Source organism: Pseudoxanthomonas winnipegensis, from assembly GCF_004283755.1.
Classification (GTDB): domain Bacteria; phylum Pseudomonadota; class Gammaproteobacteria; order Xanthomonadales; family Xanthomonadaceae; genus Pseudoxanthomonas_A; species Pseudoxanthomonas_A winnipegensis.
The window spans coordinates 173472-187784 of the sequence record NZ_SHMH01000008.1 but is presented as its reverse complement, the minus strand read 5'-3'; the positions used below and the strand labels follow the sequence as shown (position 1 = coordinate 187784).

At 72.0% G+C, this 14313-nt stretch carries 10 protein-coding genes and 2 pseudogenes; 1 reads left to right on the top strand and 11 read right to left on the bottom strand.

Features of this window, described 5'->3' with window-relative positions:
- Positions 1-22: 22 nt before the first annotated feature.
- From EAT51_RS16170 to nudE, 6 genes are all read right to left on the bottom strand, one after another.
- On the bottom strand, positions 23-724 hold the full coding sequence (locus tag EAT51_RS16170; protein ID WP_014159900.1) for a response regulator transcription factor: 702 nt from the start codon (positions 722-724) through the stop codon (positions 23-25).
- 179 nt (positions 725-903) lie between these two features.
- The gene (locus EAT51_RS16165; RefSeq protein ID WP_130519258.1) at positions 904-1206 is read right to left on the bottom strand and encodes an Mpo1-like protein; all 303 of its coding nucleotides are present in this window, start codon (positions 1204-1206) and stop codon (positions 904-906) included.
- Positions 1207-1279: 73 nt separating this feature from the next.
- A complete protein-coding gene (locus EAT51_RS16160; protein ID WP_130561834.1) occupies positions 1280-1603 on the bottom strand; it encodes a YnfA family protein in 324 nt (107 codons plus the stop codon).
- Entirely contained in the window at positions 1600-2421 is an 822-nt protein-coding gene (mazG, locus tag EAT51_RS16155) for a nucleoside triphosphate pyrophosphohydrolase (protein ID WP_130561833.1), read from the bottom strand. The genes EAT51_RS16160 and mazG overlap by 4 nt, the downstream gene beginning before the upstream one ends.
- Positions 2422-2460: 39 nt before the next feature.
- Positions 2461-3255 (bottom strand): 3'(2'),5'-bisphosphate nucleotidase CysQ, encoded by a 795-nt coding sequence (cysQ, locus tag EAT51_RS16150; RefSeq protein WP_130519264.1) that lies wholly within the window; start codon positions 3253-3255, stop codon positions 2461-2463.
- A complete protein-coding gene (nudE, locus tag EAT51_RS16145; protein WP_130519266.1) occupies positions 3252-3800 on the bottom strand; it encodes an ADP compounds hydrolase NudE in 549 nt (182 codons plus the stop codon). The genes cysQ and nudE overlap by 4 nt, the downstream gene beginning before the upstream one ends.
- Before the next feature lie 118 nt (positions 3801-3918).
- On the opposite strand from nudE, the gene EAT51_RS16140 reads away from it, so the two are divergent.
- Entirely contained in the window at positions 3919-4653 is a 735-nt protein-coding gene (locus EAT51_RS16140; protein WP_130561832.1) for a 16S rRNA (uracil(1498)-N(3))-methyltransferase, read from the top strand.
- Positions 4654-4904: 251 nt separating this feature from the next.
- On the opposite strand, the gene EAT51_RS16135 is transcribed toward EAT51_RS16140, so the two are convergent.
- The 5 genes and pseudogenes from EAT51_RS16135 to EAT51_RS20925 form a co-directional block, all read right to left on the bottom strand.
- The gene (locus EAT51_RS16135; RefSeq protein WP_130519269.1) at positions 4905-5375 is read right to left on the bottom strand and encodes a chemotaxis protein CheW; all 471 of its coding nucleotides are present in this window, start codon (positions 5373-5375) and stop codon (positions 4905-4907) included.
- Positions 5376-5379: 4 nt separating this feature from the next.
- The gene (locus tag EAT51_RS16130) at positions 5380-6927 is read right to left on the bottom strand and encodes a chemotaxis protein CheB (protein WP_228257965.1); all 1548 of its coding nucleotides are present in this window, start codon (positions 6925-6927) and stop codon (positions 5380-5382) included.
- Positions 6914-13456 (bottom strand): Hpt domain-containing protein, encoded by a 6543-nt coding sequence (locus EAT51_RS16125; RefSeq protein ID WP_486659960.1) that lies wholly within the window; start codon positions 13454-13456, stop codon positions 6914-6916. The genes EAT51_RS16130 and EAT51_RS16125 overlap by 14 nt, the downstream gene beginning before the upstream one ends.
- Positions 13430-13792, bottom strand: a pseudogene (locus EAT51_RS20955) (FimL-related protein); the annotation flags it as partial. The gene EAT51_RS16125 and the pseudogene EAT51_RS20955, both read right to left, overlap by 27 nt.
- Positions 13764-14269 (bottom strand): annotated as a pseudogene (locus EAT51_RS20925) (Hpt domain-containing protein); the annotation flags it as partial. The pseudogenes EAT51_RS20925 and EAT51_RS20955, both read right to left, overlap by 29 nt.
- Positions 14270-14313: the final 44 nt, after the last annotated feature.

The following is a 14313-nucleotide window of genomic DNA, read 5'->3' as shown; positions in this document are numbered from 1 at the left end:
CGCCGGAAGGCGCCTGTACGCATCAGGCGATGTCGGCGACGCGGTAGCCGGCGCTCTGCACGGTGTGCAGCAGCGGCTTGTCGAACGGCTTGTCGATCACCTTGCGCAGGTTGTACAGGTGGCTGCGCAGGGTGTCCGAATCCGGCAGTCCGTTGCCCCAGATCTCGCGCTCGATTTCCTGGCGGGTGACCACACGCGGCGATTCGCGCATCAGGATGGTGAGCAGGCGCAGGCCGATCGGCGAGAGCATCAGCTCGGTGCCGCCGCGGGTGACGCGCATGCTGACCGGGTCCAGCACCAGGTCGGCGACCTTGAGCACTTCCGAACCGACCTGGCGGCGCTCGCGGCGGATCAGCGCGCGCAGGCGCGCTTCCAGCTCCTGGATCGCGAAGGGCTTGGTCAGGTAGTCGTCGGCGCCGGTGCCCAGGCCGCTGAGCTTGTCGTCCAGCGTGTCGCGCGCGGTCAGCATCAGCACCGGGGTGGACTTGCGCGCCTCGCTGCGCAGGCGGCGACAGACTTCCAGGCCATCCATGCGCGGCAGCATCAGGTCCAGCACCAGCACGTCGTAGCTGTTCTCGGTGGCCAGGCGGTAGCCATCCAGGCCGTCGGAGGCGTAATCCACCTCGAAGCCCTTGCCCTCCAGATACTCACCGATCATCTCGGAGATGTTGCGGTTGTCCTCGACGACCAGGACCAGTCCCGAGGTTTCCTGTGCATGACGCATAACGTGATCTCCGAAAAAGTGCCCAAACTTTCAGGTTTGTGAAACTATCGGGCGTGGAGTCGACGATGCGTGAAGGCGGTGTCCCGATCACGTGATCGACCGTGATCGGGTACTGGTGCAGGCTCGGGCGACTGCGCGACAGACGCGGTTTTGCGAGATTTCGGCGCGCGCTTGCCCCGCTAGAGGCGCACCTTGCCGCGCAGGATGTCCACGAACATCACCCAGTCACCGGCCAGCGAATAGAACGGATGGCGGAAAGTCGCCGGCCGGTTCTTCTCGAAGAAGAAGTGCCCCACCCAGGCGAAGCCGTAGCCGCACACCAGCGCGGCCAGCGCGAACCCCCAGCGGCCGGTGGCCAGCGCCGCGGCCAGCAGCGCCAGCACGCCGCAGCTGCCCAGGAAGTGCAGCCGCCGCGAGGTGCGGTTGGCGTGCTCGCTCAGATAGAACGGATAGAACGCGCGAAAGGAAGCGAAGCGGCGCATGTCCGGGCGGCACTGACGAAAGACGCGCGCAGTGTCGCGCCCGTGTCCCCGAAGGTCACGCTGCGACGCGGCGTCAGGCGTGGCGCGGCCCGAACATGATCACGGCCATCCCGCACAGGCAAAGGCCCGCGCCAAGCACGTCCCAGCGCGTCGGGCGCACGCCATCGACGGCCCACAGCCAGCCCAGCGCCACGGCGATGTAGACCCCGCCGTAAGCCGCGTACACACGCCCCGAAGCGGCGGGATGCAGGGTCAGCAACCAGGCGAACAACGCCAGGCTCGCCGCGGCCGGCAGCAGCAGCCACGGGCTGCCCTCGCGGCGCAGCCACCGCCATGGCAGATAGCAGCCGAGGATCTCGGCCAGCGCGGTGGCGAAGAACAGCAGGACAGTGGTCATGCGCCAACGCGCTCGTGTCGCTTGATCCGCTGCCAGAGCGCCTCCTGCGCCTCCAGCTCCAGCTCGGCGAAGACCCGGCCCTCGCGCGTGGCTTCGGCCTCCATCGCCCGGAAGCGGCGCTCGAACTTGGCATTGGCATGGCGCAGCGCGCCGCCGGCGTCCACGCCGGCCTTGCGCGCCAGGGTGAGGCAGACGAACAGCACATCGCCGATCTCGTCCTCCAGCCGCACCGCGCGCTGCGGATCGTCCTCGCCGCGCGCCAGTTCGGCCCGCACTTCGTCGATCTCCTCGTACAGCTTGTCCAGCACCGGCGCCGGGCCCGGCCAGTCGAAGCCGGTCCGCGCCGCGCGCGACTGCAGCTTGGTCGCGCGCTGCCATTCGGGCAGACCGCGCGCGATCCCGGCCAGCGCCGAGGGATCGGTCTGCCCCTTGGCCGCGCGCTCCTGGCGCTTGATGTCCTCCCAGTTGGCGCTGACCGCCGCGCTGCCGTCCACCTGGGTCTGCGCGAATACGTGCGGGTGGCGCCGCACCAGCTTGTCGGAGATCGTGCGCGCCACGTCCTCGAAGGCGAACACGCCCTGCTCGGCCGCCATCTGCGCATGGAACACCACCTGCAGCAGCAGGTCGCCGAGCTCGTCCTTCAGGTCGTCCAGATCGCCGCGGTCGATCGCATCGGCGACCTCGTAGGCCTCCTCGATCGTGTACGGCGCGATGGTGGAGAAGTCCTGCTCCAGATCCCAAGGGCACCCGCCGTCGGGATTGCGCAGCTGCGACATGATCGACAGCAGGCGTGCGATCTGCGTGCCCGGCTCGGCCATGGGGTCACCTCTTGCGATGTGGGGAAGATCGGCGGCGCGTCAGAGCCAGTCGCGCCACGGCAGCGCAGGGTCGCCCAGCGCCATGAAGTCGCCGTTGAGCAGGCTCTCGCGTCGGTTGTAGCGGAAGGCGCGGCCATCGGGCGCCAGCAGCGCGCCGCCGGCGGCCTCCAGGATGCATTGCCCGGCCGCGGTATCCCATTCGCAGGTCGGGCCGAAGCGCGGGTACACGTCCAGCGTGCCCTCGGCGATGCGGCAGAACTTCAGCGACGAGCCCAGCGGCACCGGTTCGGCGCCGGGCAGCTGGTCCAGCACCGCCTGGGTGCGCGGATCGCGGTGCGAGCGGCTGGCGGCCACCCGCAGCGGCGCGCGGGCCGGCTGGCGCGTGCGCAGTTCGCGGTCGGTCTGGCCGTCGCGGCGCAGCGCCACCTGCCCGGCCTGGGCGTGCCACAGCGTGCCGGTGACCGGCGCCATGATCACGCCGAACACCGGCTGGTGCGCCTCGATCAACGCGATGTTGACGGTGAATTCGCCGTTGCGCTTGACGAACTCGCGCGTGCCGTCGAGCGGATCGACCAGCCAGTAGGCGTGCCAGTCCTGGCGCGCGGCCCACGGCGTCTTGGCGCCCTCCTCGCTCAGCAGCGGCAGGTCCGGCGTCAGCCGCGCCAGCCCGTCGGCGATGATCCGGTGCGCGGCCAGGTCGGCGCGCGTGAGCGGGCTGTTGTCGGCCTTGTGCTCGACCTCGAAGTCCTCGGCATAGACCTGCATGATCGCGTCGGAGGCGTCGCGCGCGATGGTCAGCACCGCCTCGTGCAGGTCCGCGGTGATGCGACTCATGCCTGGGCCGCCAGCCACTCGCGGGCGATGAACAGCGCCGCCAGTGATCGGCCTTCGGAAAAGTCCTCGCGCAGCATCAACTGGTCCAATGCATCAAGCTTCCACGGCACCACTTCAAGTTCCTCGGGTTCATCGCCCGGCAATCGCTCGGGATACAGGTCGCGCGCGACCACCAGCCAGGACTGGTGGCTCATGTAGGTCGGCGCCAGGGTCAGGGCGCGCAGCACGTCCAACTGGCGCGCGCCATAGCCGGCCTCTTCCTTGAGCTCGCGGTCGGCGGCCTGCAGCGGCGTCTCGCCCGCGTCGATGCGGCCCTTGACCAGGCCCAGCTCGTAACGGTGCATGCCGGCGGCGTACTCGCGCACCAGCAGCACGGTGTCCTTGTCGATCAACGGCACCACCACCACCGCGCCATGGCCGCCGCTGACCTGGCGGTCGAACACGCGCCGCTCGCCGTTGGAGAATTCAAGGTCCAGCTTCTCCATGCGCAGCGGGCCGACCTGGTGCTCGGTCACGCCATGGATCAGCGGCAATCTGCGGCTCACGCGCCCAGCCTGCTGCCGCGCGCGGCAGCGGTCGATATCATGGGCGCATGCGAGTCGATCATCAGCCGCGAATGCTAGCAGAGCAGAACAGCACTGCGCCCGCCTTCAGGCGCGAACCATGCGCGTGACGCGCGTGCACGTGGAGGCGGCGCTGGCACCGGGGCACGAGGTCGCCCTGCCCGAGGACGCCGCCGCGCACCTGGCGCGTGTGCTGCGCCTGCGCGAAGGCGATGCCTGCGTGCTGTTCAACGGCGATGGCCACGACTACCCGGCGCGCCTGGTGTCGCTGGACAAGCGTCAGGTGCGCGCCCGCATCGAGGCCGCGCAGCCGCTGCAGAACGAATCGCCGCTGCGCATCGTGCTGCTGCAGGGCGTCGCCCGCGGCGAGAAGATGGACCTGATCCTGCAGAAGGCCACCGAACTGGGCGTGGCGCAGATCCTGCCGGTCGACTCCGAGCGCTCGGAGGTCAAGCTGTCCGGCGAGCGCCTGCACAAGCGACTGGCGCACTGGCAGGGCGTGGTCGTGGCCGCCTGCGAACAGTCCGGGCGTGCTCGCGTGCCGGAGGTCGCCTCCCCGCAAGCCCTGATCGCCGCCGCCGCGGCCCTGCCCGACGATGCCCTGCGCCTGCTGCTCGATCCGCAGGGCGCACACGCCCTGAGCACGCTGCAGGCCCCGGTCTCGCAGCGGGTGGTGATCGCCATCGGGCCCGAGGGCGGCTGGTCGCCGCGCGACCGCCAGGCGCTGGAGGCCGCCGGCTTCCAGGGCCTGCGCCTGGGCCCGCGTGTGCTGCGCACCGAGACCGCCGGCCTGGCCGCCATCGCCGCACTGCAGGCACGGCTGGGGGATCTGTAAGACAGGCCGCGATCGCGTGGCTGTTTCGGGAGGGTGCGTTTCTCGCGCTGTGCGCGAAAGTCCATGGGTTCCCGCGTTCGCGGGAACGACGGCAGAGACGTTTCAGCGGCTTTAAGCTGACAACCGCTTCAAAAGACGTTCGCTGACGGCTCGCAGTTCATCCTGCACGCGACACTGACACGACGCGCTTTTTCAGGCCTTCAGTGCCATCGCCCTCCGCGCATGAGGCGTGAATCCGCAGGCACAGGACTTCAGGCCGGCTCGGCGATCACCTGGGCGAGCATCGCCTCGATCGCCTCCAGGTCAGGCAGCAGCGCCGCCTCGTCGCCCAGCAGCACCCGCATGTGCACCCCGTGCGGCAGCGCCTCCTCGCTGGCGTCGGCCAACAGGCCATCGCGCGGCACCGAGATCAGGCGCGGGAAGGACTGCGTCAGCAGGCCGATGTACGGCATCCCCTCGCCCCCGGTCAGCGTCTTGAGCACCACGAACTTGCTGGCGGCGTTGACGCTCTCGCGCCCCAGCCCGCCCAGCGCGACCATGGAGAACAGCGGCACCTGCCAGCCGTGCCAGTCGATGGTGCCAGGCAGCCAGTGCGGCGCCTCGGCCACCGGCTGGACCGGCACCCGGGCCAGGACCTCGGCCACGGTCGCGTTGGGCAGCAGCACGCGTTCGTCGCCGGTCTGTACCAGCACGCCGCGGATTTCGTCATTGGCTCGGGACATGGCGTCAGATTCCCAGGTGTTGTGCGACGCGGCGGGCGAGTTCCTCCGGCGCGGCGATGTCGCCGCCGCCGGCTTCCAGGGCGCGCGAGGCCGCCCAGTCGTAGCAGCCCTGCAGCGACTGGCCGCCGATCAGGCCGCCGCGCGCGGCCAGCATCAGCGCGGGCTCGGCGTGGGCCGGGTCGGCGCCGCTGAGCAGCAGCACGGCGGTGCGGTACGGCGGCAGCCCGCCCAGCAGCGCGGTGACATCGACGGCTTCGGCGACGAACTCGACCTTGCCGGCGGTGGCGCGCGCCGACAGATCGTCGGGCACCACGTAGACCACGCCGGCACGGGCGACCATGCCCGCGACCGGGATGCTCACCGGCAGTGGCGAGACGCGCTCGATCTGCCGGACCAGGTTGTCGTAGCGACCGCCATCCAGGCGCAGGTGCACCAGCACGGGCTGCTCGAGCGTGTCGGGCAGCTCGGCCAGTACGCGACGGACCGCGTCGGGCCCGCCGATGCCGGCGAACAGCAGCACCGCGCCGGGCACGATCTCGCCCTTCGGCTGCGGATCGGCCGCCACACCATGCGCCGGGTCCAGCGCCTCAAGCTCAAGGTTCAGATCGCCGAACCCCGGCGGCAGCGGCGGCGGTTCGGCCGGCGCGCGCTTCTCCGGCACCGTGACCTGGAAATCCTCGACCAGCGAGAGCGTGCCGAACGAGGGCCGCGGCGGAGGCGGCGGCGCTTCGATCGCAACCGGCGGCGCCTCCGCGGCCGGCTCGGCCGGTTCGAGCGGCGCCAGCACGGGCGTGTCGACCAGGGCCTGGCGCGTCGGCGTCTCGGGCGGCGTCCAGTTGTCCAGGTCGATGACGAAGGCATCGGCCGGCTGTGCGCCGGCGGCCTCGTCCTCGAGCTCCAGCGGCGGCAGCGTGGCCGGGTCGCGATCGCCGGGCTGCGGATCCGGGACATCCGCCAACGACCAGGACACGGGCGAAGGCGAAGCAGTCTGCGTGTCCACGCCTTCGATTGGGTCGACCGACGCCTCAAGCGCGTCCGTCGGCACGTTCAAGCCCGGATCGACCGGCAGCGCGGCCGACTGCCCGGCGGCTTCGTCCAGATGCAGCTCCAGCCGCGCGCCTTCGTGCAGCTGTTCCGGCGCCGGCGGGCGGCCGGGTTCGGGCGCCTGCGGCGGTTCGATCTCCGCGCCCGGCGGCAGCACGTCGCCGTGGCCATGCAGCTTGGCGCGCAGATGCCTCGCCCAGCGCTGCGCGTCCCAGCCCTCGCGGGCGCTGGCCAGCGCGGCCTCGTCGTAGATCACGGTCAGGGCGGGGTCGGCCAGGACCGCCTCCAGCCGGGCCAGCGCGTCCTCGATGGCCGGCTCCAGCGCCACCAGCACCACCTGTGGGCCGCTGGCGGCCAGCGTGTCGGCATCCAGGCTGTTGGGGTCGTCTTCCAGCGCGATCCGCGCGCCGGCGCCGAGCAGCGCGCCGCGCAGCTGCTCGCGGGCCGCGCCCGGGCGCGCCAGCAGCACCACGCGCGGCGCGGACAGGGCGGCCTCAGTCGCGGACACGGGCGATCCCCAGCAGGTCGTACACGTTGCGCATCAGATCCAGCTCCTGGTACGGCTTGCCCATGTAGCGCTGCACGCCGATCTCCAGCGCGCGCTGGCGGTGCTTGTCGCCGGTGCGCGAGGTGATCATCACGATCGGCACGCCGGCAAAGCGCGGATCGGCGCGCATGGCGGTGGCCAGCTCGTAGCCGTCCATGCGCGGCATCTCGATGTCCAGCAGCATCAGGTCGGGCACGCGCTCCTCCAGCCGCTCCAGCGCCTCGACGCCGTCGCGCGCGGTGGCCACCTCGAAGTTGTGCCGCTCCAGCACGCGTCCGGTGACCTTGCGCATGGTCAGCGAATCGTCGACCACCATCACCAGCGGCACGTGGCGCTGCTCGACCTGGGCCGAGGCCGGCACGGCCGAGACCGGCTGGGCGATATAGCGGCGCACCAGCGGCGCGGCGTCCAGGATCACCACCACGCTGCCGTCGCCGGTGATGGTGGCGCCGTAGATGCCCGGGATCGAGCCGATCTGCGGGCCCACCGGCTTGACCACGATCTCGCGGTTGCCCAGCACCTGGTCCACCGCCACGGCGGCGCGCAGCTCGCCGGCGCGCACCAGCAGCAGCGGCACCTGCGGCTGGCCTTCGGCCTTGGCCGGGGCCTGGCCGACCAGCGTGCCCAGATCGTGCAGGGCGTATTCCTCGCCGCCATAGACGTAGGAGCCGCTGCCGGACTCGTAGCGCTCGCGGCTGATGCGGCCCACGCCGCCCACCGCCGCCACCGGCACGGCGAACTGGGTCTCGCCGATCTGCACGAACACCGCCTGGGTCACCGCCAGGGTCTGCGGCAGGCGCAGGGTGAAGCGCGTGCCCTGGCCCCGGGTCGAGGCGATCTCCAGCGAGCCGCCGAGCTGGCGCACCTCGTTGTGGACCACGTCCATGCCCACGCCGCGTCCGGCCAGCTGGCTGACTTCCTCGGCGGTGGAGAAACCCGGCTCCAGGATCAGCCGCTCCAGGTCGACGTCGGCGATCTCCGCGCCGGGCTGCAGCATCCCGCGCTGTTCGGCGCGGCGGCGGATCGCGGCATGGTCGATGCCGGCGCCGTCGTCGGCCACCTGCAGCACCATTTCCGAACCTTCGCGGCGCAGCACCACGCGCACCGTGCCCTCTTCCGGCTTGCCCGCCGCGCGGCGCGCCTGCGGCGACTCCAGGCCATGGGCCACGGCGTTGCGCAGCAGGTGTTCCAGCGGCGCGGTCATGCGCTCGAGGACGTTGCGGTCCAGTTCGCCGTGGGCGCCTTCCAGCTGCAGCTGGGCCTGCTTGCCGGTGTCGGCTGCGGCCTGGCGCAGCACCCGGCGCAGCCGCGGCACGCTGCCTTCGAAGGGCACCATGCGTGCGCGCATCAGGCCGTCCTGCAGTTCCGAGCTCACCCGCGACTGCTGGCCGAGCAGGCTGTCGTTCTGCCGCGCCAGGTCGTCCAGCACGCCCTGCAGGCCGCTGATGTCGGCGGCCGATTCGGCCAACGCGCGGGACAGCTGCTGCAGCGTGGAGAAGCGGTCCAGCTCCAGCGGATCGAAGGCGGTGTCGCGCGTGTCCTGCTCGCGCTGATAGCGGGCGACGATCTGCGCCTCGGTCTCCAGGTCCAGACGGCGCAGCTGATCGTGCAGACGCGTATTGGTGCGGTCCAGCTCGGCCATGGCCGCGCGGAAGGCACCCATCTGCTGCTCGAGGCGGGCGCGATAGATCGCCACCTCGCCGGCGTGGTTGACCAGCTGGTCGAGCAGATCGGCGCGCACGCGCACCTGCTCCTGGCCGCTGCCCGACGAGGCCTGCTCGTCCTCGCCCTGGCCATGCAGGTCCAGCGGGGCCGACAGCGGCGGCAGGTCCGGGATCGGCTGCGGCACCAGCGGCGCGATGGCCACGGGCGCGGGCGCGAGCGACTCGGCGCTCGTCTCCGCGGCGGGCGGCGTCGGCTCGGCGGCGGCCTCGACGGCCCACGGCGTGCGCGGCTCGGCGTCGACGAAGGCCGCGTCGCTGGCCGGTTCGTCCGAAGACATCGCCGCACGCTCGGCCTCGGCCTGGCGGATGGCGCTGGCGTAGGAGGTGCCCAGGGCCACGTCCAGCGCTGCCAGCAGCTCCGCGTCCAGATAGTCGGCCGACGAGGCAGTGGCCGGCTCGGGTTCTACGCTCGCAGGCTCCTCAGCAAAGCCTGGCTGCGAGGGCGACTGCGTTTCGTCCTGCAGATCCCAGGCCGACGACGCGGCATCGCGATGCTCCTCCGTTGATACCGGCTCGTGCGGCGCCTGGCTCGCATCGGCCTCCGGCAGGAAACCGAAGGCCTCGGCATCCTGGCTGTCCGGCATCGATTCGTCGACGGCGTCCAGCGCGTCGGCGGGTTCGGCCGGCAGCGCATCCTCGCGCTCTGGCGAGACGGTGAAGGCGAACGGCTCGGCTTGCTGGTCGGCGGCGGGTTCCTGGACGCCCGGCTCCTGCTCGTCCAGGGCTTCCGCATCGGCGTCAGCGCCGGACGGGGCCGCTTCGATCGACGGCGGCGCCTGGTCGAACGACGTCGCCTCAGGCGTGGCCGCCTCGGGCGGGGCCACGTCGTCAAAGGACACTTCCTCGATCTGCAGCTCATCGAACGCCGACGATTCGGCCGGCGCGGCCGCACCCTCGTCCGTGGTCACCTCGCCGCGCGCACGCGCGTCGAACTCGGCCACCAGCGCCGGCTGCGGGGCTACGACGCGGTAGGCGGCCGTGCGTCCGAGCATGCCGTGCAGGGCGTCGAAGCCGCGCTCCAGCAGGCCGATCACGCCGCGGTCCACGTCGGTGCGGTGTTCGGCGACCTGCTCCAGCAGCGACTCGATCGCATGGCCGAGGTCGCCGATCGGCTCGATGCCGGCCATGCGCGCGCCGCCCTTGATGGTGTGCAGGTCGCGCTGCAGCCCGATCACCAGGCTGCGGTCGTCCGGCGCCTGGCGCAGGCGCGCCAGCAGGCCGTCGGAGTGGTCGAGCAGGTCGTTGCCCTCCTCGACGAAGATATCGACCAGATCGCGGTCGAGCACGCTGAAATCCAGCAGGTGCTCGGTCTGATCCTTCGCTTCGTTGGCCACCGGCTCGCTCAAAGAGGCCGCATGCGCCTCCTCGTGCGGCGGACCATGGCCCGCCGCACCATCCAGAGCCTCGATGTCCTCGGCCTGGTCTTCGGCGAACAGCGCCTCGGGCGCGTAGTCGTCCTGGGCGTCGGCGATGTGCGTCGGCGCGGTCGGCGTGGCGGCGAACGTGGCGTCCGCCGATTCGGGCAACGGCGCGTCTTCGGCGGTCTCGGCGGCGGCTTCCAGCGCGACCGGGCCGCCCTGCACCACCTCGCTCACCTCGGCGACCGTCGGCTCGCTCGGCTCCGGCGCGGCTGGCGCCTGCGGCGCGAAGGCCTGCGCGTGTTCGTACCAGGCCATGGCCCCGGCCGCCGCTTCCGGCTCGGTCAGGGCGACATCGCCATCGGCCGGTGTCTGCGCCAGCGCCTCCAGCTCGGCCCGCTCCTCCTCGCTGAGCGCATCTTCGTCGTCCAGCGCGCGCACATCGGCGTCGTCGGCGGTGTCGGGCAGGTCCTCGAGGGCGAGCAGGTCCGGATCGATCTGCGGGTCGCGCTCGGCATGGGCCTCCAGCGAGACGTCATCGGCCGCGCCCTCCGGCTGCGGCGCGCCGGTATCGAAAGCGGCCAGTTCCGGCGGCAGCGGCGCCTCGAACGTCGGCACCGGCGGCTCTGCCGTCGCCCTGTTGGGACGCTCGGCCTGATAATCCAGGCGCAGGTCGAACCAGGTCGCCTGGCCGTCGTCGACCGGCGGGGCGTGCGGCGCCGGCGGCTCGAACGCGTCCAGCGTCGGCACGAATTCCACGTGTCCGTCGACGAAGCGCGAGAGGTCCATCGCGCCGGTGAGTTCCAGATCGCCCGGCGTCTCAGGCTTCAATGGCGCCACGGGCGCCAGCCCTGGATAGGTGGCTTGATCCTGATCGTCTACCGAGGCGGTGAACAGGCGCTGGGCCGCGGGCAGGCTGTCGCGCCGCTCCTCCAGCAGCGCACGCAGCACCAGGAACTGCGGGATGCGCGGCTGCGGCTCCTGCAGCGCGGCGATGGTGGCGCGCACGGCCGCGGCGGCCGAGGCCAGCCCTTCGACGCCGGCCGGATCGGCCTGCACCTGGTTGGCCAGCAGCCGCTTGACGTACTGCTCGGCGCGGCCGGTGACCTCGGTGATCTCCGGCACGTCCGCCATCGCGAAGGCGCCGTTGATCGTGTGGAAGGCGCGCAGCAGCGGCTCGCTCGCCGCGGCGGACTGGGCGTTGCGCGCCTGCGCCAGCCAGGCATCGACCACCTGCAGGTGGTTGGCGACCTCGGTTTCCAGGATCTCGCGCAGCACGCTGTCCACGGTGGCGGGCGTGCCGTCGCTTGAAGGCGTGGGCGCTGCGACTTCGCTCTCGTCTTGCGCAGCGGTGGCGGCGGGAACTTCGCTGGCGGGGGCGGCGGCGTACCACGCCTCTTCGCCGCTGGCCAGGCGCTCGGCGATCGCCTCGATCCCGGCCAGGTCGGCCTGCACGCCGGCGCGGCCGCGCAGGGCCGCATCGAGCTGGGGCAGCGTGTCGGTGGCCTGCTGCAGCAGCGTCTGCACGGCCGCGCTGGGCGGACGCGAACCGTCCAGCACGCGATTGAGCATGTTCTCGATCTTCCAGGAGAACTCGCCGAGCAGGCGCGCGCCGACCAGGCGGCCGCTGCCCTTGAGGGTATGGAACACGCGCCGGATCGGACGCAGACGCTCCAGGTCGTCCGGCTTGGCCAGCCACAGCGGCAGCAGCTGGCGCAGGTTGCCGATCTCCTCGTCGAACTCCTCCAGGAAGACATCGCGGATCTCGTCGTCGATATCGTGGCCGGACACGTCGAAGCCGGCGGCCAGCGCGGGCGCATCGGTCGCAGGCGCCAGGTCCTGCGGCGGGAGCGAGGAGACCGGATAGGCGGCGTCCTCGGGCGCGGCGGTCGTCGTCGGCGGCGGCTGCGCGGGCGCGGCGGCCTCGGGCTCGTAGGCGAAGGCCGGCTGGCCGACCGAAGGCAGCAGCGCTTCCAGCGTGGGATCGGGCCGCAGTGCGTCTTCCGGCGCTTGCTCGGGTTCGGGCGAGCGCTCGGTGGGTTGCTCGTTGACGGGCGCCTCGGCGGTGAGATCGAATGCCATCGCGTCCGTGTCTGCCGCGACGTCTTCGTCGGGCGCAGCCAGGGGCGGCACGTCCACGTCCGGCGCCTGATCGCGCAGCTCAAACTCCGCCACGCCGACCGGCGACGGCACCTCGTCGCGTTCACTGGCCACCGGATCGAACACCGAGGCATCGCTGGCCGTCGGTTCGAACGCCGGCAAAGCGTCGGCGTGTTCGAGCGCATCGTGCAGGTCCAGGCGGATCGCCTGCGCCGGCGCATCGTCCTGGCCGTCGAATTCGCTGGCCACCGGATCGAACGCCGAGGCGCTGCTCGCCTGCGGCTCGAACGCCGGCAGCGCCGGCGCACGTTCGATCTCCAGCGCCTCGCCGGCGGGCACGCTGTCGGCGGCCTCCGGCGTCAGACCGACCGACGCCTGCGCGCTCGAATCGTCAGCATCGTGCGCGCCTTCGGCTTCCGCCTGCCGCACCTCCGGCACTTGCGGCACCGGCAGCGGCCAGTAGCGCAGCGTCTCCAGGCTAGAGCGGGTGATGCCGAGGATTTCCTCGCGGTTGGGGCGATGCTCGCGCAGCGCTTCCAGGTAGTACTCCAGGCTGGCCATCGCGTCGGCCAGCGTGTCCAGCTGCGCCCCGCCCGGCACGCGCCGGCGCTCGATCAGCTCGGTGCCGATGTAGCGGCGCACGCCTTCGACATAGTCGGCCGGTTCGGCCAGCTCGAGCATGCGCAGCGCGCCGCCGACCTCGCCCAGCAGGCGCGGCATCGCCTCCAGCTGCGCGTGGTCCCAGCCGGTCTCGATGAAGGCCACGAACTGCTGCCGCGCCTCGGCGAAATTGCGCATCGCCTCGCCGGCCAGCGCCTCGACCGTGCGCCGCGACTCGGCGGCCTGGGCGTCCGGCGCGCCGCCGGCATCGCCCAGGTGCGCGACCTGGTCGTCCAGCGAGGCATCGACGTAGAGCAGCGCCCCGGCGATATCCAGCAGCGCGCTCTCGTCGGGCGCGCGCCGGCCATCGACCAGGTCGGCCAGCGAATCGCGCTGCTGCAGCACCACGTTGCGCGCCAGGCCCAGGCCCATCATGCCGAGCGTGTCGGCCACGCTGCCCAGCTGTGCCACCTGCGGCGCCAGGCCCGCGATCTCCGCGCCGGTGCGCAGCTGCAGATCCAGCGCGTCCTTGACGCGCATCAGCTCTTCCTTGACCACGCCGCCAACGGTGTCCAGCAGCGCGCGGTTGCGCCCGCTCAGGCTGCTGCGGGCGTGGTCGATCTCGGCCTGGCTGGGCGAGGCCGCGGACAGGTCGAAGGCGCGGCGCAGGTCTTCCAGTGCCGGATGCCGCGCATCGGTCTGCGCCACCTGGTAGAGCAGCAGCCGGGTGGGCTCCTGCCCGGGCGTGGCGCCGGGGACCAGCCCCTGGCGCAGCTGACGCACGGCGCGCAGCACCGCGGCGAAGCCCTGGTGCAGCGCCGGGCTGGGCGTCAGCGCGCCATCGCGCAGCGCCTCGGCCACACTGCTGGCCACCCACAGCATGCGCCGGGCGGCGGTGTGCTCGGCCAGGCGCTGCAGCGGGATCAGGGCCGACGCCAGGGCGCCGGCGTCGGCCGGCGTACCGTCCTCGGGCCAGCCGGCGAAGGTGCGTTCGAGATGATCGCCCGCCTGGGCGAAGCGGGCCTCGCGCGTGCTGGAGGGCAGCGGCTCGGTGGCCGGCACGTCCTGCGGCAGCGGGCGGCTCAGATCCGGGGCGAACAGCACGCTTTCGCTCAGGCCGGCCTCGCCGCGCGCGGCGCGGATCTCGTTGAGCAGCGGCAGCAGCACGATCGGGATGTCGCGATGGCCGCTCTGCAGGCGTTCCAGATAGTCCGGCAGCAGCACGGTGCCGCGCATCAGCGTGGCACAGCCCTCGGCCGGATCGGCGACCTGGCCGTCCTGCAGGGCCTGGGCGAGCTTTTCCAGCTCCTCGGCCACCATCGCCGGCGCGTACAGCTCGACCATGTGCAAGGTGCCCTGCACCTGGTGCAGGTAGCCCACGCACAGGTGCATGCGCGAGACATCGGCCGGATGCTCGGCGAAGGACTCGATCTCACCGCGCACCAGGCGCAGGGTCTGGTCCAGCTCGGGCTTGACCCAGCCGAGCACGGCGTGGCTCATCGCCTCGCGCAGCGCGCTCATGGCGAGCCCCGCATGCCGAAGGCCGGGTGGTGGACGATGCTGGT

Coding starts and splice junctions, on each gene's coding strand:
- EAT51_RS16165 (WP_130519258.1), bottom strand. CDS start 1,206: ATGCGCCGCTTCGCTTCCTTTCGCGCGTTCTATCCGTTCTATCTGAGC.
- EAT51_RS16170 (WP_014159900.1), bottom strand. CDS start 724: ATGCGTCATGCACAGGAAACCTCGGGACTGGTCCTGGTCGTCGAGGAC.
- cysQ (WP_130519264.1), bottom strand. CDS start 3,255: ATGAGTCGCATCACCGCGGACCTGCACGAGGCGGTGCTGACCATCGCG.
- mazG (WP_130561833.1), bottom strand. CDS start 2,421: ATGGCCGAGCCGGGCACGCAGATCGCACGCCTGCTGTCGATCATGTCG.
- EAT51_RS16140 (WP_130561832.1), top strand. CDS start 3,919: ATGCGCGTGACGCGCGTGCACGTGGAGGCGGCGCTGGCACCGGGGCAC.
- EAT51_RS16160 (WP_130561834.1), bottom strand. CDS start 1,603: ATGACCACTGTCCTGCTGTTCTTCGCCACCGCGCTGGCCGAGATCCTC.
- EAT51_RS16135 (WP_130519269.1), bottom strand. CDS start 5,375: ATGTCCCGAGCCAATGACGAAATCCGCGGCGTGCTGGTACAGACCGGC.